At 42.2% G+C, this 20177-nt stretch carries 19 protein-coding genes; 13 read left to right on the forward strand and 6 right to left on the reverse strand.

All coding sequences use genetic code 11. The features are described from left to right. Window positions 1-96 precede the first annotated feature (96 nt). Complete coding sequence (locus PQG45_RS11065) at window positions 97-1050, forward strand: sulfite exporter TauE/SafE family protein (RefSeq protein WP_315577615.1); 954 nt, start codon at window positions 97-99, stop codon at window positions 1048-1050. Here the strand turns inward: PQG45_RS11065 and PQG45_RS11070 are convergent. Beyond that, window positions 1047-3023 carry a T9SS type A sorting domain-containing protein gene (locus PQG45_RS11070; protein ID WP_315577616.1) on the reverse strand — a complete coding sequence of 659 codons (1977 nt, stop codon included), beginning with the start codon at window positions 3021-3023 and terminating at the stop codon, window positions 1047-1049. The genes PQG45_RS11065 and PQG45_RS11070 overlap by 4 nt on opposite strands. A gap of 45 nt (window positions 3024-3068) precedes the next feature. Between PQG45_RS11070 and PQG45_RS11075 the strand changes: the two genes are divergently transcribed. The 4 genes from PQG45_RS11075 (at window position 3069) to purQ (ending at window position 8167) form a co-directional block, all read left to right on the forward strand. Beyond that, on the forward strand, window positions 3069-4361 hold the full coding sequence (locus PQG45_RS11075; RefSeq protein WP_316070864.1) for a UDP-N-acetylmuramoyl-tripeptide--D-alanyl-D-alanine ligase: 1293 nt from the start codon (window positions 3069-3071) through the stop codon (window positions 4359-4361). Window positions 4362-4452: 91 nt separating this feature from the next. Beyond that, window positions 4453-5769 (forward strand): adenosylhomocysteinase, encoded by a 1317-nt coding sequence (gene ahcY / locus PQG45_RS11080; RefSeq protein WP_315577618.1) that lies wholly within the window; start codon window positions 4453-4455, stop codon window positions 5767-5769. A gap of 78 nt (window positions 5770-5847) precedes the next feature. Beyond that, window positions 5848-7434, forward strand: coding sequence for a M1 family metallopeptidase (locus tag PQG45_RS11085; protein ID WP_316070865.1), 1587 nt, complete (start codon window positions 5848-5850; stop codon window positions 7432-7434). Between the two features lie 46 nt (window positions 7435-7480). Next, entirely contained in the window at window positions 7481-8167 is a 687-nt protein-coding gene (gene purQ / locus PQG45_RS11090) for a phosphoribosylformylglycinamidine synthase I (protein WP_315577620.1), read from the forward strand. 147 nt (window positions 8168-8314) lie between these two features. Here the strand turns inward: purQ and PQG45_RS11095 are convergent, their stop codons facing one another. The 3 genes from PQG45_RS11095 to PQG45_RS11105 all read right to left on the reverse strand — a co-directional run bounded on the left by PQG45_RS11095 (window position 8315) and on the right by PQG45_RS11105 (window position 12477). After that, window positions 8315-8917, reverse strand: a complete 603-nt coding sequence (locus PQG45_RS11095) for a LolA family protein (protein WP_315577621.1) — start codon at window positions 8915-8917, stop codon at window positions 8315-8317. Beyond that, a complete protein-coding gene (locus tag PQG45_RS11100; protein WP_315577622.1) occupies window positions 8917-11379 on the reverse strand; it encodes an FtsK/SpoIIIE family DNA translocase in 2463 nt (820 codons plus the stop codon). Before PQG45_RS11100 ends, PQG45_RS11095 begins: the two co-directional genes overlap by 1 nt. Before the next feature lie 63 nt (window positions 11380-11442). Then, window positions 11443-12477, reverse strand: coding sequence for a quinone-dependent dihydroorotate dehydrogenase (locus tag PQG45_RS11105; protein ID WP_315577623.1), 1035 nt, complete (start codon window positions 12475-12477; stop codon window positions 11443-11445). A 192-nt stretch (window positions 12478-12669) separates the two neighbouring features. Between PQG45_RS11105 and PQG45_RS11110 the strand changes: the two genes are divergently transcribed. Genes PQG45_RS11110 through PQG45_RS11120 form a run of 3 tightly spaced genes read left to right on the forward strand, consistent with a single transcriptional unit; the run spans window position 12670 to window position 15268 of the window. Beyond that, a complete protein-coding gene (locus PQG45_RS11110) occupies window positions 12670-13632 on the forward strand; it encodes an alpha-E domain-containing protein (RefSeq protein WP_315577624.1) in 963 nt (320 codons plus the stop codon). Window positions 13633-13688: 56 nt separating this feature from the next. Then, on the forward strand, window positions 13689-14417 hold the full coding sequence (locus PQG45_RS11115; protein ID WP_315577625.1) for a peptidase: 729 nt from the start codon (window positions 13689-13691) through the stop codon (window positions 14415-14417). Then, window positions 14414-15268 carry a transglutaminase family protein gene (locus tag PQG45_RS11120; protein ID WP_315577626.1) on the forward strand — a complete coding sequence of 285 codons (855 nt, stop codon included), beginning with the start codon at window positions 14414-14416 and terminating at the stop codon, window positions 15266-15268. Before PQG45_RS11115 ends, PQG45_RS11120 begins: the two co-directional genes overlap by 4 nt. Here the strand turns inward: PQG45_RS11120 and PQG45_RS11125 are convergent. Further along, window positions 15265-15996: an MlaE family ABC transporter permease gene (locus tag PQG45_RS11125; RefSeq protein ID WP_315577627.1), complete on the reverse strand. Its 732-nt coding sequence runs from the start codon at window positions 15994-15996 to the stop codon at window positions 15265-15267. The genes PQG45_RS11120 and PQG45_RS11125 overlap by 4 nt on opposite strands. Before the next feature lie 37 nt (window positions 15997-16033). Between PQG45_RS11125 and PQG45_RS11130 the strand changes: the two genes are divergently transcribed. Genes PQG45_RS11130 through PQG45_RS11145 form a run of 4 tightly spaced genes read left to right on the forward strand, consistent with a single transcriptional unit; the run spans window position 16034 to window position 18771 of the window. Then, on the forward strand, window positions 16034-16735 hold the full coding sequence (locus PQG45_RS11130; protein ID WP_316070866.1) for an SDR family oxidoreductase: 702 nt from the start codon (window positions 16034-16036) through the stop codon (window positions 16733-16735). Then, window positions 16732-17154, forward strand: a complete 423-nt coding sequence (gene tsaE, locus PQG45_RS11135) for a tRNA (adenosine(37)-N6)-threonylcarbamoyltransferase complex ATPase subunit type 1 TsaE (protein WP_316070867.1) — start codon at window positions 16732-16734, stop codon at window positions 17152-17154. The genes PQG45_RS11130 and tsaE overlap by 4 nt, the downstream gene beginning before the upstream one ends. 1 nt (window position 17155) lies before the next feature. Next, on the forward strand, window positions 17156-18370 hold the full coding sequence (locus tag PQG45_RS11140) for an alanine dehydrogenase (RefSeq protein ID WP_316070868.1): 1215 nt from the start codon (window positions 17156-17158) through the stop codon (window positions 18368-18370). Further along, complete coding sequence (locus tag PQG45_RS11145) at window positions 18367-18771, forward strand: hypothetical protein (RefSeq protein ID WP_316070869.1); 405 nt, start codon at window positions 18367-18369, stop codon at window positions 18769-18771. Before PQG45_RS11140 ends, PQG45_RS11145 begins: the two co-directional genes overlap by 4 nt. Here the strand turns inward: PQG45_RS11145 and xerD are convergent. Then, the gene (gene xerD / locus PQG45_RS11150; protein ID WP_315577632.1) at window positions 18768-19682 is read right to left on the reverse strand and encodes a site-specific tyrosine recombinase XerD; all 915 of its coding nucleotides are present in this window, start codon (window positions 19680-19682) and stop codon (window positions 18768-18770) included. The genes PQG45_RS11145 and xerD overlap by 4 nt on opposite strands. A gap of 66 nt (window positions 19683-19748) precedes the next feature. Here xerD and aroQ point away from each other — a divergent pair, with 66 nt between their 5' ends. Next, on the forward strand, window positions 19749-20174 hold the full coding sequence (aroQ, locus tag PQG45_RS11155) for a type II 3-dehydroquinate dehydratase (protein WP_315577633.1): 426 nt from the start codon (window positions 19749-19751) through the stop codon (window positions 20172-20174). The last annotated feature ends 3 nt before the right edge of the window (window positions 20175-20177 follow it).

Genomic DNA, 20177 nt, shown 5'->3' on the forward strand with positions numbered 1-20177 from the left:
ATGCAATTTACACGAATTTTGCGAAAAAATATTTACTCTACTTTGTTGGTAGATTAAGTAAAGTCTATTAGTTTTGTAGGATAATAAAGTTACCCCATGTCTACACAACCCGACTCGACTCCTAACAAGCCTAAATTCCCCAGCTTATTAAAAGCGATCGATATTATATGGAAACGCGAACGGAGCATTACTGAATTAATTATTCATGTAAGCAACGCATTAGCCCTAATGATTGTGGGACACCTTCTTTTTACCTACCTAACTGCTGAAAATATAATTGCTGTCTTTAGTACCGTTAATTCAGAAATTTTATATTACATCTTAGGCGGATTTATTGCGCAAATGATTGATGGTGCTTTGGGAATGGCCTACGGTGTTACCGCGACTACCTTCTTGATGGCTGTGGGAATCACGCCCGCCGCCGCGTCTGCCAGTGTGCATGCATCAGAGGTATTTACCTCCGGAGTTTCCGGTTACATGCACTTGAAATTTGGCAATGTGAATTCTAAATTATTTAAAACATTAGTTATTCCTGGAATCATTGGAGCCATTTTAGGTGCATATGTATTATCATCACTCGAAGATTACGCGGGCTACATTAAACCAATCGTTTCCATCTACACACTTTTCTTGGGTGCCATCATCATCCGTAAAGCCTTGATCAAACGCCAAGAAAAACGTCCATTAAAGAAAGTGGGCTGGTTGGCCTTATTCGGCGGATACCTAGATTCCATCGGTGGTGGCGGCTGGGGTCCGATTGTTTCTTCCACATTAATTGCTTCTGGACGTCACCCTAAATACACCATTGGAAGTGTCAACCTAACCGAATTTTTCGTCTCGCTTGCCTCTTCGCTCACCTTCTTCACCGTGATCGGTTTGGGCTATTGGCAAGTGATTGCAGGCTTAATTTTAGGTGGTGTCGTGGCGGCACCCATTGCCGCACGTTTGGCAAACAAACTTCCTATCAAGAGTATGATGATTTTAGTTGGAATTGTGATTATCGTTGTAAGCTTACGTCAAATCGTATTAGGCGCTGGAAAATTCTTTTAATTGTGTTGAATTTTCCGCGTGCTTACTTTTCCCGTTGCATCCACAAAGCGTAACAAGGACATATCCGCATGTATAAATTCAAAGGTCTTACCCGCTTGCAAGGTCTTGATTGAAATTACTTGACCTGCTTGATTGTATACCTGCAATTCCCCCGACTGATTCGCAAGCACATATACGATTCCTGCCGTGGGATTTGGCCAAACTTGTAGCGTTTGAGTATCCAAGGCATCCCAAACCGGTAAACTACTTTTATTTTCCAATAAGTAAACGCCACCAGCACCGGTCCCAACGACCAAATCTACTCGCCCATCGGCATTTAAATCGGCCACACTTAATCGTGTATTTCTACCGACCGTGAATCCTTGAAAATCCGCTGTTCGCCATACCAACGAATTCGTTCCCGCTTCATAATTCCCTATATGCCACATTCCTTCTAAATCAATCCCGATAAACTCCACAGTTCCATCGCCGTCCAGATCCGCAAATTGACAGGTTCGCAATTCCCAAGATTCTTTACGCAGTTGGCCCCAGTCGGCATTCGATCCCCATACCAAACGTCCTGCCTTGGATAAAACCATCGTACCCCATGGACTCATCACGGGTGTTTCACCCAGAGTTAGATCCAAGTTGATTACTTGTAATTGCTGATTGCTGATGTTGAAAACTTTGGGCCCAAATGAACTTTGGCCAACTACTAATACCTGTCCATGCTGATTTTGTATGACAATGTCGGTGAGGGATTCCCGCGATGCTAAGCCTACATAATCGGCTGTTTTAAAAATGAATTCTCCTGCTTGATTTTCAAATAAATAGATTCCCGCACGCACATCATTTGAATTCCGATAACCCGCATGCCCGATGAGTAAATCCAAATCGCCATCCGAATCCACATCAACCATGCACGGACTGGCCTTCTCGCCCACATCAATCATCTGATCTTGTAAAAAGGGGGTAACCTGTCCTTCTTTCATCCGAAAAGACGAGTGTTGGAAATCCTGCAAAAAACCTGCATTATCCGATGTATTCACTGAAACAAATAGATCCTCTCGATTTCCCGTCAACTGAAGCGGCATTGCCGCCATAAAAATACCCGAAACAGCAGGGTATGTACGAAGAAAATCAAAATCAAAGTTGGAATAATTAACTTCTGCGTTTGTCCCCTGATTCTTCAAGTATGTCAAATTCGAACAAGAAACGTGTCCCATGAATAAATCATTGCTGGCAGTTCGGCCCAGCGCATTTCCCACATGATCCACTCGACGGGGTTGGCTTACGGCTTCTGAGCGGATATCCGAGTTTACTATTTGCGCATCCTGACAATCATTGTGGACGATATTCCCCCAGTTTTGCGAAGACTTCTCAAATGCCAAATCCGCTTTCCCCGATTTCTGTATCGAAACGTTTTCATGGAATTCAATGTAATGCCCTCCTGGCTCGAAGGCCAAAACATCGACATCCCCGTCACCATCAACATCAGCAATGACCGGAATATCAGGAGCCGCTACATATAAATTAATTAGTCCTGCAAAGCCCTGGCTGTAAATAGGATCCTGAACCTTTTCAAAACGAAACTGCCCCAGTGAGGTCTTATTTTGATACACTTTAATGCCAGCCCCAGTCGCACAAAACAAATCCATAAAACCGTCTTGATTATAATCAACCAAGACAAACCAATTTTCTATGCGAGGAAATTGAGCAATATAATGCGGCGCAAAGGTAAATGCACCCGCTGAATCTTGTAAGAATGTAGAAATTTGTTGGCTCGTCCGATCAAAGGTCACCAAATCCATGACCCCATCCCCATTCAAATCCATCCGTTGATACTGCATGGCATTCATCCCACCGGCCCATGCATTTGATTTCGAAAGTCCATTTTGTTTGACTGGAATACCCTGAAAAACATCAAATCGCAAGGTCTGCCCTTGGATTTGCATACTTATCAAGCCCAATAAAAGGATTAAACAATTTTTCATTCGATATTTGCACCTGCAAGAAAACAAAGGCTCACTAAAATTAACATGAAGATTTTAAATTCAGCTCTTTTAGAATTTTTTCTATCCTCTACGGGTGTTTGTACCGATACACGTAAGATCCAAGCAGGGAATTTATTCTTCGCTTTAAAGGGGCCCAATTTCAATGCGAACGCATTAGCGAAAGAAGCCTTAGAAAAAGGAGCCTTGGCGGCAGTTATCGATGATGCAGCTTATGAATCAGGCGACAAAACTTTATTGGTCGAAGACGGACTAAAAGCCTTACAAGACCTAGCCCGCGATTTTCGCATTACCTTATCCATCCCAGTAATCGGATTGACAGGTTCGAACGGAAAAACGACAACGAAAGAATTACTATTTTCCGTGTTGTCCCAAAAATTCCATTGCTATGCCACGGCAGGCAATTTGAATAATCACATCGGGGTTCCCTTATCTATCTTGCAGATTAAACCGAATCATGAGGTTGCTGTGATTGAAATGGGGGCCAACAAGCAGGGAGACATCAAGGAATTGGTTGAAATAGCCCAACCCACACATAGTTTGATAACGAATATCGGGAAGGCGCATTTAGAAGGATTTGGTGGAGAAGCTGGAGTCCGAAAAGGCAAAGGAGAGTTGTTTGATTATGTAGCACAACATGGCGGGACAGTATTTTTACCCAAAGACAAAAATGTCGTACATGAAATGAGCCATGAACGTGGTATTAACACGTTTGTGCTTGCAGATGAGGCGATGCCAACGAAATTAATTGAAGCAAAACCTACCGTTACCTTTTCGTGCGCGGATGGTAGCATTGTCAAATCACACTTACCAGGCATTTATAATTTTGAAAATATTCAAATGGCGATTGCGGTTGGAAAAGCTTTTGGACTCAGCGACGAGGCTTGTCGGACAGGGATTTCATCCTATCTACCGACCAACCACCGATCTCAATTTATCAAAATTGGATCCAACCAAGTCTTGATGGATGCCTACAATGCAAATCCATCATCTATGGAAGCGGCCATTAGCCATTTTGCTGAAACGGAAAATAATCCGAAGATTGTCATCTTAGGCGATATGTTCGAATTAGGTGATTTATCCGCTAAAGAACACGAATTACTAGGCAAACTCATCGCAGGATTCCAGTTTTCAAAGGTTTTACTTGTGGGGGAACACATGCAACATGCGCTCATCAATTTACCTCAAGCTTATTATTTTCCAGACAAATTCGGTTTGCACAATTGGTTACAAGATAATCCGATCACAAACAGCTTTTTATTAGTAAAAGGTTCGCGTGGGATTCAGTTGGAAAGTGTTCTACCTTTCTTGGAATCTTAGTTAATCGTTTATCAAAACAAAATTTTGTTGCTCAGCAATAAAGGGCTAAATTTGCACTTTCTTAAGAATTCGAAATAAAAAACAATACACAATGGCATCACAATCAGGCACTTACGTACCTTACAAAGTTAAAGACATTGCATTGGCCGACTGGGGTCGCAAGGAAATTCAATTAGCAGAAGCTGAAATGCCGGGTTTAATGGCATTGCGTGCGGAATTTGGCGCAGCGCAACCGTTGAAAGGAGCTCGCATCGCTGGTTGTTTACACATGACAATTCAAACAGCTGTTTTAATCGAAACATTGACAGCTTTAGGAGCAGATGTAACATGGTCTTCATGTAACATTTTTTCTACCCAAGATCACGCAGCAGCAGCTATCGCAGCGGCAGGAATTCCAGTTTATGCTTGGAAGGGCATGAACGAAGAGGAATTCAACTGGTGTATCGAACAAACATTATTCTTCGGTGAAGAGCGTCAACCTTTGAACATGATCTTGGATGATGGTGGCGATTTGACGAACATGGTGTTTGATGACTATCCTGAATTAATCGAAGGGATCAAAGGTCTATCAGAAGAAACGACGACAGGCGTTCACCGTTTATATGAGCGTATGAAGAATGGCACATTATTCTTGCCAGCGATCAACGTGAATGACTCAGTAACGAAGTCTAAATTTGATAATAAATACGGCTGTAAAGAGTCATTGGTTGATGCGATTCGTCGTGCAACCGACTTAATGTTGGCAGGTAAAGTTGCTGTTGTAGCAGGTTACGGTGACGTAGGAAAAGGTTCAGCAGATTCATTGCGAGGCGCTGGTTGCCGTGTATTGGTTACTGAAATCGACCCGATCTGTGCACTTCAAGCTGCCATGGATGGATACGAAGTTGTTCCTATGGACGAAGCTGCAACACGTGCAAACATCTTTGTTACTGCGACGGGTAACGTAAAAATCATCCGTGATCGTCACTTCAAAGCGATGAAAGACAAAGCAATCGTTTGTAACATCGGTCACTTCGACAACGAAATCGATATGGAATGGTTGAACAACAATTATGGTTCAACAAAAGACCAAATCAAACCACAAGTAGATATGTACACAATCGACGGCAAAAACGTAATCGTTTTGGCAGAAGGTCGTTTAGTGAACTTAGGATGTGCGATGGGCCACCCATCTTTCGTGATGTCAAACTCATTCTGTAACCAAACATTAGCTCAATTAGAATTATGGGCTAATTCAAAAAGTTACGAAAACAAAGTTTACATCTTACCAAAACACTTGGATGAGAAAGTAGCATTCTTGCACTTAGCACACATCGGCGCGAAGTTGGAGAAATTAGAAAAAGAGCAAGCAGAATACATCGGCGTACCTCAAGCAGGTCCTTTCAAGCCGGAGCATTACCGCTACTAGGATTTTCCTACGCGATATCAAAAGCTGCACTCACAAGGTGCAGCTTTTTTTATATCTTTAATTTCAATTTCGATATCAATGCCCAAGAAAATACTTCTCATCCTCTTATTCCCATTCGGTTTATTTGGTCAAAAATTCAGCCATGCAGATAGCCTTCGCGGCACATTAAGCCCCGCAAGAGCCTGTTTCGACGTCTTGCACTATGATTTACATGTGGCCGTTGACCCAGCCGAAAAAAGCATAGCGGGAACGAATAGCATTCGTTTCATCACAACCCAAAAAACGAAAGAGATTCAATTGGACCTTTTTGCAAACCTCGTCATCGATGAAATTCGATGGTCAAACAAAAAGGTCAATTTCCGTCGGGATGGTAACGCCATTTTTATTCAAGCAGGTAAATTGATTCCAGCTAAACAAGTACAAACCGTTTGGGTAAAATACCATGGTCAGCCTCGGCCTGCCGTGAAACCACCTTGGGATGGCGGATTTTCTTGGACAAAAGATCCCAAAGGAAATCCATGGGTAACGGTATCCTGTGAGGGATTGGGCGCTTCTGTGTGGTGGCCTTGCAAGGATCATCCTTCCGACGAACCTACTTCGATGGACATTCACATCGAAGGACCCAAAGGGCTAGTTTCCGTTTCTAATGGAAATTTAGTTGAAAAAATAAGCAAGCCAACGACCGACGAATACCACTGGAGAGTCAGTTATCCAATCAATCTATATAACGTCAGCATCAACATGGCCGACTATGCACATTGGTCGAAAACCATGAAACAACGCAATGGACAAGCGTTGAATTTGGACTATTATGTATTGAGAGAAAATGAAAATGTCGCAAAAAAACACTTCGAACAAAGCGAGGAGATGTTACGCATTTTCGAAAAGTATTTTGGTCCCTACCCTTTTCCAAAGGATGGATACGCCTTAGTTGAGACAGATTACTGGGGTATGGAGCATCAAAGCGCGGTAGCCTACGGCAATCACTACAAAAACAATAAATTCGGTTTTGATTTCATCATCATTCACGAATCTGCACATGAATGGTTTGGAAATTCTATCTCCTGTTCAGATCATGCGGACCTTTGGATTCACGAAGCTATGGGAACCTACGCTGAAGCCATTTATGTAGAGGAGAAATTTGGCAAAGCGAGAGCGCAAGAATACCTGAATGGCCAAAAGCGCAACATTCGCTATGCATTTCCGATTGCAGGCCCTTATCAAGTCAATTACCAACATCCCGATTCCGACATGTATTTCAAAGGCACATGGATGTTCCATACCTTACGAAATATCATCCATGATGACGCACTTTGGTTTAAAACAATGCGCGAATTCTGTTTAGCCTTCTATCATAAGAATACCAACACCCAAGAGGTAGTCGAATACTGGAGCAAGCGCCTGAACAAGCCCATCAAGGATTTGATGTTGATTTATTTGTATCAAGTGAAGAATCCCAATTTGCAATATAGCATCCTAAAAACGAGCAATTCTTGGACATTGCGCTATCGCTGGAGCAACTTGAACGATGCGATCAGCTTTCCACTCACACTAAAAACAGGGGAGAAAATCCAACCGAATTCGATATGGCAAGAAATCCAATTAGACCATGCGCCGGAATTGGATGAAGAAAGCTATTTATTTGATAAAGAATTGCTAAAATAAATCGCTGAAATCCCGTATTTTTGCACAAAATTAAGACAGAAAAGAAATGAAATTTGGCGTAATCGTATTCCCGGGTTCCAATTGTGATGATGACACCGTTGGCGTAATTCAAAGCTTAGGCCACGAGGCCGTTAAATTGTGGCACAAGGATACCGATTTACAAGGTTGTGATTTCATTATCGTTCCGGGTGGTTTCTCTTATGGTGATTACTTACGATCTGGTGCGATTGCACGCTTTTCTCCGATCATGGACCATGTAATTGAATTTGCAAAAAACGGCGGCTATTTAATGGGAATCTGCAATGGTTTTCAAGTATTGGTCGAAGCGCATTTATTACCTGGCGTACTATTGCGTAATAGCTCTCAAAAATTCATTTCGAAAAATATCTACTTAAAAGCAGCAACGAACAATGCGTTGTTGACCCAAGAATTAGATCTAAACAAGGCTTATAAAATACCAATCGCACACGCAGAAGGCCGTTACTTTGCTGACGAAGCTACACTAGCGTCTTTGCAAGCAAATGATCAGATCTTATTCTACTATTGCGATGCAGATGGAAACATCAATGAAGCTGCAAATCCGAACGGAAGCTTATTGAATATTGCAGGTATTTGCAATGAAGGTCGCAATGTATTCGGTTTGATGCCGCACCCAGAACGTGCTGCCGATCCGGATTTGAATAACACGGATGGTTTAGAAATCATGAAGCAGTTAATTCTTGAACTAGCATAAAATCAAAAGGCGCGAATTTGAACTGCACCCAAAAAGTTGGACAACTTATTGGGTGTTTTTTTTATTCCCATTACTTTGTGATAAAACTCTTCATAACCCTAGGCTTCAGCCTAGGGACCCCAGACTGAAGTCTGGGGATAAATAATGTTATCTCAAATCATTCACCTCAACCCCCGGAAATGCTTTCTTATTAAACGTAAAGAAGGCATCATCTGCTCCTGCTTTCGGATTCAACTTTGTTACACTAAACAACTGCTTCTTACCTGATTTATTTACAATCGTCCAAGACTTTACGGTAAAGTCGGCCGTATTGATTTTAAGGCTAATATGCTTCACCTGAGCAGCTTTCCCGCCGGGTACCATCTCAACAGTAGCAATGCCGCCTGATTCGCCTACCCACGTGAACTTATAGCCTTTTTTGTCAAATGTGTAAATCTTCGCAGGATTCAAATCCCCATCAGCAGGATCGAAGGCTGAAATATTCACTTCATTGATTTCTTTGATGTAGGTCGCTACCTCTTTCCCATTATTAAATATTTCCTGCCCCGCGGTCTTTAGGCGAAATTTAGTCCCTTTTACAGTAATCGATCCATTCATCGGATTTCCGCCATCGGTTTGATAGCTAAAATTCGCCGAAAACGAACCCATGCTTTTATATTTCTTCTGCATACCATCAATTAAACGGATGGCCTTATTCGCTTGCCCCCAAACAGGCATCGATAACAATAATAAAACGACTAGCTTTTTCATTACTTTAAATTTTTCAAAATTTCTTCTAACTCCGTTTCCGATTTCACGAGTACCTCACGCGCTTTTGATCCACCAAACGAACCCACAATACCCGCAGCCTCCAACTGATCAATCAAACGTCCCGCACGGTTATAACCTAATTTTAACTTACGCTGAATCAAAGACGTACTTCCTTGTTGATGCATCACAACCAAACGTGCTGCTTCATCGAAAAACGAATCACGATCTCCTAAATCGACATCGCCACGATCTTGCCCTCCCATTTCATCCGCATCCGGCTCTGGCAACAAATAGGCCGACGAATAACCTTGTTGGTTCCCGATAAAATCACAAATCTCTTCTACCTCCGGCGTGTCCACAAAAGCACATTGTAAACGAATTACCTCAGAACCCATGGACAATAGCATATCTCCCATACCCACCAATTGGTCTGCACCACCGGCATCCAAGATCGTACGAGAGTCAATTTTCGACATTACCTTGAACGACAAACGCGCTGGGAAATTGGCCTTAATCGTTCCCGTAATTACGTTCACAGAAGGACGTTGCGTGGCAACAACCAAGTGAATACCAATCGCACGCGCTAATTGGGCTAAACGCGCAATCGGATGTTCGACTTCCTTGCCGGCCGTCAACATCAAATCGGCTAATTCGTCAATCACCAAGACGATATAAGGCATAAAATCATGCTCATTCGGATTCAATCGGCGATTGATAAATTTCGTATTGTATTCTTTAATGTTACGACATCCCGCTTCTTTCAACTTATCGTAACGCATATCCATCTCCTTACATAGCGAGTTCAAAGTCGCAACAACCTTCTTGGTATCCGTAATAATCGCCTCCGCAGAATCAGGCAAACAGGCTAAGAAATGACGCTCTAATTTATTAAACAAAGACAACTCAACCTTCTTCGGATCCACCAATACAAACTTCAACGTCGATGGGTGTTTCTTGTAAATCAAGGAAGTCAATAACATATTTAATCCAACTGACTTACCTTGTCCCGTCGCACCTGCCATCAATAAGTGAGGCATTTTGGCTAAATCGGCCACAAAAATCTCGTTCGAAATCGTCTTACCTAAGGTAATAGGCAAATCATACGTAGACTTTTGGAATTTCTCTGAACCGATTACCGCACGCACAGGAACCATTTCACGATTCTTATTCGCAACTTCGATACCAATCGTGCCTTTACCCGGCATTTGACCGATGATACGAACGCCCATCGCTGCCAATGAAAGCGATAAATCATCCTCCAGCGACGTGATTTTACTTACACGCACACCCGCTTTAGGAACAATCTCATACAAGGTAACCGTTGGCCCAATCGTCGCCTCAATCTTCTGAATTCCGATGCCATAGTTCAACAAGGTCTCAACAATTTTCTCCTTGTTTTCCTTCAGCTCATCCATCGTCACCTGTGTCGTCTGATTCTTCTGATCGTATTCTTTCAACAAATCGAGTGTCGGATAGACATATTTTGGCAAATCTGCCGTCGGGTCATATAAACCAAATTGGGCAACTAAATCATTGGCTTGAACAGCCGTAGTAGGTTGTGTTTCTTCCACCTCAATCGCCGCATCATCTTCATCAGCCACCTTAAATGTAAATGGGGTTTCATCAATTTCTTCCAAAGCAGCCTCCGCGATTTGTTCTTCTACGACAGGCAAATCGGCCGGCAATACATTCTCCACGTCATCTACCTTAACTGGCGGAACAAGTGGACGGTAAGTCTCTAAATCCTCATTATCCACATGAAACGATGGATCATCGTCATCATTAAACAAGGCCGCATCATCTTCGAATACTTCGTCCGATGCTAATACTCCACCGGAAGCAGCCGTTTGAACTTTCGCCTTGGCAGGGTTCCATTGGTAGAACAAAATCAAAAACACGAGCCCGGCAAATCCTAAGGCAAAAATGGCTAAGTAACCGATCAATTGTATCAATTTCTCACTCACAAAATACCCTACACCTCCACCAATGGAATGAGGCAAGTCCAATTGATACACAAAAAATCCAGCTAATAAACTTCCCCAAATGACGTAGAAAATCACTTGCCATGTCAAACGATCCAAGGGATAGATTTCCTTCTTGAAAATAAGTTTGATGGCCGACAAAAAGAATAAGGGAATCAACAATAAAGAAGACCAACCAAAAGTTCTGAATAAGAAAAAATGTGCAATTTTCGCACCCAATAAACCTGCCCAGTTTTTAACCGGAATATCGGAACCTGCAATCACATCCAAGGCACCCTCAGATACTTCACTTTGGTCTGCAACGCCTACGAAGAAACTCGACAAAAAAGCGAAAAGCAAAAGAAACCCAATAAGAGACAAAAAGCATCCGAAAATCAATCGAACGCGGTATGCAATCTCGGCAGGTGTCTTAGGTTTCCTGTTTTCAGTATCAAAATTAATTTGAAGGGTACTCGTAGGATTTACTATCTTCTTGGCCATCTAAGAAACAATCATATTTAACATATAAATTTCGACTTTTTGATTCGATTTACAAAATCAATTTTATAGACCCGCCTGAACGATTCCTTGATTAATATCTTTGATCAAACCCGGACCTTCATAAATGAATCCCGTATAAATTTGTACCAAACTCGCTCCGGCACGCAATTTCTCAATGGCATCTGCCGCAGCATGAATCCCTCCTACTCCGATGATCGGTATTTGTCCATTTGACTTTTGATGTACATAGGCAATTACTTCTGTCGAACGTGCACGGACCGGCTTACCGCTCAATCCGCCTTGTTGGGCCTTGAGCGTATCCTCCGACAGCAAGCCTTCCCTCGACAAAGTCGTATTCGTGGCAATTAAGCCCGCAATCTTGGTAGATAATACAATTTCAATTACGTCATCCAATTGTTCATCCGTCAAATCAGGGGCAATCTTAAGTAAGATTGGCTTTTGTTTCGGCTTAGCAGCATTTAACAATTGAAGCCGCATCAATAAATTTTGCAAGGGTTCCTTCTCCTGCAAGGCGCGTAAATTAGGGGTGTTGGGTGAACTTACATTGACAACAAAATAATCCACCACATCATACAAAGCCTCAAATCCTTTGCAATAATCCTCATCTGCCTCCTCGTTTGGTGTAACTTTATTCTTACCCAAATTCCCTCCAATGATTACCTGCGATTTACGGTTTTGCAAACGCAATTTCATCGCATCCAAGCCTTCATTATTGAAACCCATCCGATTGATAATCCCGCCGTCCGCAGGCAAACGAAATAAACGCGGTTTGTCATTACCCGGTTGAGCTTTGGGAGTAACGGTTCCAACCTCAATAAAACCGAAGCCCAAATGGGAGAATTCATCCACCAACAAGGCATTCTTATCAAAACCAGCTGCTAATCCGACGGGATTGGGAAATTTGATTCCAAAAACCATTCGAGCTAAACTTGGATGCTCATAGCCATAAACCCATCGAAACAAGGCGGGAACGCCTGGAATCTTCATGGAAAACTTGATGATGTCTGCAAGCAAATAATGCGCGCGCTCAGGATCAAACAGGAAAAAGAAAGGCTTGATAAGGTACTGATAAAACATAGATAGGGATTCAAAAAGCTAAGGAACAAAAATACAAAATGCCCATAAGATTATGGGAATAAATCAAGGATAATCTGAAGTTTCTCAGGACTTTTTAAAATATCGCTTACAAGCGCGTGGCCAACTCGAAAAAAAGGCTAATTTTAAAAAATACCTTATGAGGTAATCAAGCATTTAAAAACTATCAAGCCTATGTTAAGTCGTGTAGCAAACTCCATCTATTGGATGAATCGGTACATTGAACGTGCAGACAATTATGCGCGTTTCATATCAGTCAACTTCAATCTTGCGCTGGATTTACCTCCTAATGTCCCTGAACAATGGGAACCCTTAATCGTCGCTACAGCCGATCATTACAATTTCTTTGAACACTATCCGACTGCAAACAGAGAAAATGTCCTCTACTTCATGACATTCGATGAAAGCAATCCGAACTCCATTTTATCTTGCCTGTACAGCGCACGTGAAAACGCACGTACAATCCGAGAAAGTATTTCACGGGAGATGTGGGAATATGTCAACCAAATCTACTGGAAAGTAAAAGACCGTGTCGAAGGCAGTAAAGAATGGGAAATATCCCGCTACCAAGGCTTTTTAGAAGAGATCAAATCCGGCAGTCAATTGTTTTATGGGATTGTAGATTCCACGATTACGCGTGGCGAAGGCTGGCATTTTGGCCAATTAGGCAAATTATTAGAGCGAGCTGATAAAACAACGCGCTTTTTGGATGTGAAATATTTCACACTGCTACCCGACATTGAAGCGATTGGTTCACCGCTTGACCTCTTATTATGGTCGGCAGTACTGAAATCCAACTCAGCCTACAACATGTACCGTCAGCAATACAAGGTCATCAACCCCAAAAACATCGTGGAGTTTTTGATTTTAGACAAAAGCTTTCCGCGTTCCGTGGTGCATTGCTTGCAAGAGGCAGAAGCTTCCTTGTATGCAATCTCGGGCACATCTTCCGACCATGGTTATTCCAATCCTGCGGAAAAAAAGGTCTCTAAATTGCTTTCTGAAGTTCAATTTACCGAGATTGATGACATCCTAACTACTGGACTTCATCAGTTTTTAGATAATTTCCAAAGCAAAAACAATGAAATAGGCCAAACCATTTTCAATACCTATTTCGATTTGAAGCCGGTCAGCTAATCCGGCATCTCAAATTAAATTTGTAATATTGCGCTCCCATTTGCCACCCATCATTTATGACATACTGTTTAGGAATCACCGTTAAAGAAGGTCTTATTGCCATTGCAGACACCCGAATCACTGCGGGGAATGAAATGTATTCCAATAAGAAAATTTCGATTCATGAAATCAATAAACATAGTTTATTCATCATGACTGCGGGGTTACGCTCAGTACGCGACAAAGCCGTTACCTATTTTAATCAGAAAATAGAAGAGGAAGAGTCTAGCTACGATTACATGTTCCAAGCCGCAACGGCATTTGGACAAATGTTGAAAAAAGTGGCACAAGAAGACCGGGAGGCATTAGAAAAAGAAGGTTACAATTTCAATCTGCATGCCATCGTAGGAGGGCAAATGCCCAAAGACAGTGAACATAAATTGTTCCTCATCTTCCCAGAAGGCAACTGGATTGAAATCAATGATGGCTTGAAATACCAAATCATCGGAAACTCCAACTACGGAAAACCACTGTTGAATCGTAACCTAAGTTTCGAAACACCGCTCAAAGACGCACTCAAAATGGGCTTCTTATCTTTTGATGCTACGCAAGTGAGTACCAATGATGTAGATTATCCGATTGATGTTGTAGTCTACGAAAAGGACAGTTTCAAAGCCAAAGAAATTCGATTACATAAAGAAGACATGCAAAAGATTTCCGACGAATGGAATTTAGCTTTGCGTAATTCGCTCGAAACGATCGATGAACACTGGATGAAAAGCTTGCTTACCTTAGCATCCAAATGATCGCCAAAATACACCACAGTCTTCAGTATCAATACAGTGAACCCGTCACATTGGATCCCCATATCTTGTATTTACACCCAAGAAAAAGCTCCCTATTGACCGTTCAATCCTTTGAATTAAGCATTGAGCCAACACCCGTGCAGATTTCCAAAAATCTAGATCCGGAGGGCAATATTCAAAACATCTTGTTTTTTAAAGAGCCTACGAATTTCCTAAATATCCGTGTGCAAGCACAGGTAGAAACAACCGAGTTTAACCCATTCGATTTCGTTTACTTTCCCTTCGAAAGCAAGCGTTTGCCTATGCGCTATTCAGATTCCTATCTGAAAACGCTGAGCCCCTATTTAGGCCTTGAAGGAGTAACGTCGGTCGTGGAGCAAACGGCCCGCCAATTAGCATCCCAGGTCCGCTACGAGACATCTGAATTTTTGATGCAGATCAATGAATTCATCTACAAAAACTTTGCTTACGAAATTCGCGAGGAAGGAGCTCCCAATACGCCAGAATACACACTCTTAAACAGAAAAGGTTCTTGCCGGGATTATGCTGTCTTATTTTCTGCCTTATGCAGAACAATGGGATTAGCTACCCGATTCGTATCGGGTTATTACACAGGTGCCGCTCCAGTAGATGTACCGAATCAAACCCATCATTTACATGCTTGGGTGGAAGTGTTTTTACCCGGTGGTGGATGGAGAGGTTATGACCCCACGCAACATGAAGTTGTATCGGGCAATCATATTCCCTTAGCAGCTTCTTGCTTACCCGAAGAAATCACACCGGTTTATGGCACATACCGAGGCATGGCTGTTTCAACCTTAACAACAGAAGTTTTTATTGAGCGAATTTAGCCTACCAATAACTGGGCTAATAAGTAATCGGCAATTAGAATCGCGATACATGAATTTGTAACAGCTGCCGTACTTGCTTTTCCTACCTCGTATGCTCCTCCTTTGGTGTAAAACCCTTGAAATGCGGCAATTGACGCGACCAAGAATCCAAACACAACCGATTTAATAATCGCAAAAATCACATAACTCGGTTTGAACGCAAACTGAAGACCATAAATATATTCTTGTTGGGTCACGGAACCTGTCAACCATCCTGCCAAATACCCTCCGTAAATGCCAAGAAAACAGGCTAGGGTTACCAACATAGGAAATGTTACCATAGAGGCAATCATTTTGGGTAAAATCAAATACGAAGAAGAGTTTATCCCCATGACCTCCAGCGCATCAATTTGTTCTGATATGCGCATGGTGCCTAATTGGCTCGCGATATTGGATCCGATTTTCCCGGCTAAAACAACACAAGTAATCGTAGGTCCTAATTCCAAAATCGTCGAATCCCGAACAATTAAGCTAATGATGTATTTGGGTACAAAAGGATTGTCCATGTTGGCAGCCGTTTGCACACAAGTAACCGCACCTAAAAAAGATGCCACAATGGTCACAATTAACATGGAATTAATCCCGATATCCTTGCATTCTTGCATCGTTAATGCCCAATACACCCTAAATTTCTCAGGATTTGTAAAAAGCTTACTCAGGAAGATTAAATATTTGCCTAATTTTGACATGCGTTTGAATTTAAGAACGCGCTAAGTCTCAAAGATAATGAACAAATCCGTAGTTATAAGTGGAGGAAGCCAAGGAATTGGCAAAGCACTCGTAAAAAAGTTTTTAGCCGAACAATTTACGGTGTATACCTGTTCCCGCAACCAATCGAAATTAGATGCACTGGCTGCTGAATTGGGATCTGATCGCCTTCATACCTTTGCGGCCGACTTGAGTCAAAAAAATCAAGTTCTTGATTTTGCCGCGTGGGTCTTAAAGCACACGAACCAGGTAGACGTCCTTGTCAACAATACGGGCGTATTCATCCCCGGCCAGATCCAAAACGAAGCGGAAGACTTACTTGAAAAGACGATTGAAACGAATTTATATAGCGCCTATCATTTGACACGCGCTTTATTACCTACTTTCCAGGCTAAAAAAGCCGGACATATTTTCAGCATCTGTTCGACAGCTTCCATTACGGCTTACACACTTGGCGGATCGTATTGTATCAGCAAATTCGCTCTACTTGGATTCTCCAAAGTCCTTCGTGAGGAACTGAAAAATCAAGGAATCAAGGTAACGGCTATCCTTCCTGGCGCAACACTTACTCCTTCATGGGATGGTGTTGAACTTCCTGAATCGCGTTTCATTCCCGCTGATGATGTGGCACAAACCATCTGGTCTGCCTATCAAATGAGCCCATCCACCGTTTTGGAAGAAATCTTAATTCGTCCACAATTAGGCGATATTGATTTATGAGAACTTGGGAATCCTATACATTAGCTGACTTACCTGTCGTTGCCAAAGAAATGATTGAATCATTGCAAGGGGCACCGCGCGTATGGTTATTTCGCGGTCAGATGGGCGCAGGAAAAACAACGCTTAGCAAGGAACTCTTATTACAATTAGGAGTAGGCCAAAATGTACAAAGCCCTACTTTTTCGTTGGTAAATGAGTATCAAACCAAAACAGGCGAAATTATATACCATTTCGATTTATACCGATTAAAAAATATCCAAGAGGCACTTGCCATTGGTATAGAAGAATATTTAGATTCAGGAAATTATTGTTTAATCGAATGGCCTGAACAAGCAGAAGAACTTTGGGATTTCCCACATGTTAACGTGGAAATAGAGGCAATCAATGAAGTTCAACGAAAATTAACTCTATCTTGCTAAGATGCGTATGACAAATCCATTTCACGAGTTATTATCCCAACAAGGCATTATGCCGATGGAGGCGATGAGTTGGACCAAACAAAATGCCAAAAGCATTCAAATTGCGCTTCCTAAAGAAACAGCAACCTACGAAAATCGCATTGGGTTAACCCCACAGGCTGTCCAATTACTCGTTGCCAACGGCCATGAAGTGATCGTTGAACGAGGTGCTGGTGAACGTGCCGGATTTTCAGATGCCGACTACCTGTTAGCCGGCGCGAGTGTTACGGAAGATTTGCAACAAGTGTGGCAAGGTGGATTGATCTTAAAAATAAATGCACCTACGCTAGAAGAAGTAGGGCGTATGATGCCAGGACAATCTTTTGTATCCTGTGCCTCAAAGAATCAGTTATCAGGTGAGCTACTCGACGAAATCAATAAAAAACAATTGATCGCCATCGGCCTAGAATACGCCGAAGACAATGCGGGAGGCTATCCCTTCGTGAAAATCATGGCTGAAATCGCGGGCCAACTGGTTTTGCCGATTGCGAGCGGAATTCTCAGTAATCACAAGGGACCCGGATTATTGATGGGTAATGTTACCGGGGTTCCTCCCTGTAAACTCGTCCTATTAGGCTCAGGTCATGTAGTAGAACAGGTAGCACGCGCAGCTTGGCATGCAGGGATCCAAATGCAGGTATTCGATAAAGATATTTATAAGCTCCAACGCCTCAAACATACCTTAGGATTTCCTTTGGTAACCCAGGTAATTGACTCAGAGAATTTACCCCATGCCTTGCAAGATGCAACGGTCATCGTGGGTGCTTTGCGGTCTGATTCCGGTGTAACCCCTTGCGTGGTTACGGAAGAAATGGTGAGTAAATTAAAGCCCGGCACGCTCATTATTGATGTCTGCATCGACCAAGGTGGCTGTTTTGAGACATCTGAAATCACCAGTTTGGGTAAACCCGTATTCAAGAAATTTGGCGTGAGCCATTACTGTGTACCCAACATACCTTCACTCGTATCGCACACAGCCAGCGTTGCGATGAGTAATTTATTAACCTCCTTTGTGTTAAAGGCAGGAAAAACGGGTGGAGTAGAAGAAATGCTTTGGCAAGGGAAATCCTTCATGAAAGGAACTTTCTGCTACAAAGGCCACGTTACCCTAGCGAGCATCGCAAAACTCTACAAAAAACCGTTAAAAGACATTCAACTCTTATTATTAGCCCGATGATTGAAGATTACACCGCAATATCCAACGCTCCTAACTCTCCAGAATTGAATGGAAAATACCTGGGACTTATCTCCAGTGATTTTGTTTTAGTTGCTGATGCGCTGAAAGAAGCTGCCTACCAAATCAAGAAACGTGGGTTTTCAGACTTTCCCGTATTTGTCTGTTCACAGCGTCCCATTGAAATTGGTCAAATGCTCATCGGTGTAGCTGAATTAAATGGCAATAAATGGAATTATCACGCTTCGATGATGGAAGAGTTTGTGCAACGCAAACTAATCGCAGAAGAAAATGTGGAATTGTTTGTTCAGAACTTTAAGGACGTCGAAGAATATGCGTGCTTATTTGTGGTAGATGGGCAGTTCACCAATTTCGTATTTATTCCATATCCCGACGAAATCTAAGACTCCGACCGTCGGTTCAAGGGGTGAAAATCGTGTACCATTTGACTTAAATATGCCCGATCCAAATGGGTGTAAATCTCAGTCGTCAAAATGGATTCGTGCCCCAGCATCTCTTGTACCGCCCGTAAATCTGCACCCCCTTCGATCAAATGCGTCGCAAAGGAATGTCGGAACGTATGCGGACTAATCGTTTTTTCTATCCCCGCTTTTGCAGCTAAATCTTTACAGATCAAAAATACCATCACCCGACTTAAAGCTGCACCCCTACGATTCAAAAACACGGTATTTTGCGCCTCTTTTTTCACATCCATGTGCGCACGCACTTCTTCTTGATACAACTGTAAATAACGAAATGAATCGCGCCCTGCTGGTACTAAACGTTCTTTATCTCCTTTTCCGCGCACCTTGATTAAGCCCAAATCCGGATATACATCGGTTAATTTCAGCGAAACTAATTCCGAAACGCGTAACCCGGCTCCATATAAAAACTCCAACATCGCTCGGTTCCGAATACCTTGCGCATTTGACATATCATTCGATTCCAAAATCTTTTCGATTTCATCGAACGAAAGCGTATCAGGTAGATGACGGCCTTTTTGTGGAGATTTAATGTGAACGCTAGGATCACGAAAATCAGGATGCTCTAGACATAAAAATTGAAAATAACTGCGAAGTCCCGACAAGCAACGCGCTTGGCTGCTCGATTCAATCCCGAGATCATGTAAAATTTTAAAAAAATCGAGAATGTGATTTTCTTCTACTTCCAAGGGAGACAAGGAGTGATCGGGAGAATCTGCCATAAACTGGGCAAATTTCTGCACATCGCGCACGTAACCATCCAACGAATGTGCGGAGAGTCCCCGTTCAATCTTCAAATAATTACCAAATGCTTGGATTTCCGTTGACCACATGAATGCAATATTGCTAGATTCCTTGTAAATTTAGGCTAAATTTAAAATATAGCACAGGCATTAAACATGGTACATAAAAAGATATTAATCCTGAATGGTCCCAATTTAAATTTATTAGGCACAAGAGAGCCTGAAATTTATGGACATCAGACCTTTGAACAATTTCTAGAAATTTTGACTGAAAAATTCAAAGACAGCTTGGACATCGCCTACTTTCAATCCAACGAAGAAGGCGCCTTGATTAATAAACTCCATGAAGTAGGCTTTAGTTATGATGGCATTATCTTCAATGCTGGTGGATATACGCATACATCTATCGCTTTAGGAGATGCCGTTGCCGCCATTAAAACGCCGGTTATCGAAGTACATATTTCAAATGTACACGCCCGTGAAGCATTCCGAGGACACAGTTATTTGAGTCCAAATTGTAAAGGAATCATCGTGGGATTTGGCTTACGCGGATACGAATTGGCATTAAATTCATTCCAATAAATT

It is taken from the genome of Aquirufa regiilacus (genome assembly GCF_032470275.1).
In the GTDB taxonomy this organism is placed as follows: domain Bacteria; phylum Bacteroidota; class Bacteroidia; order Cytophagales; family Spirosomataceae; genus Aquirufa; species Aquirufa regiilacus.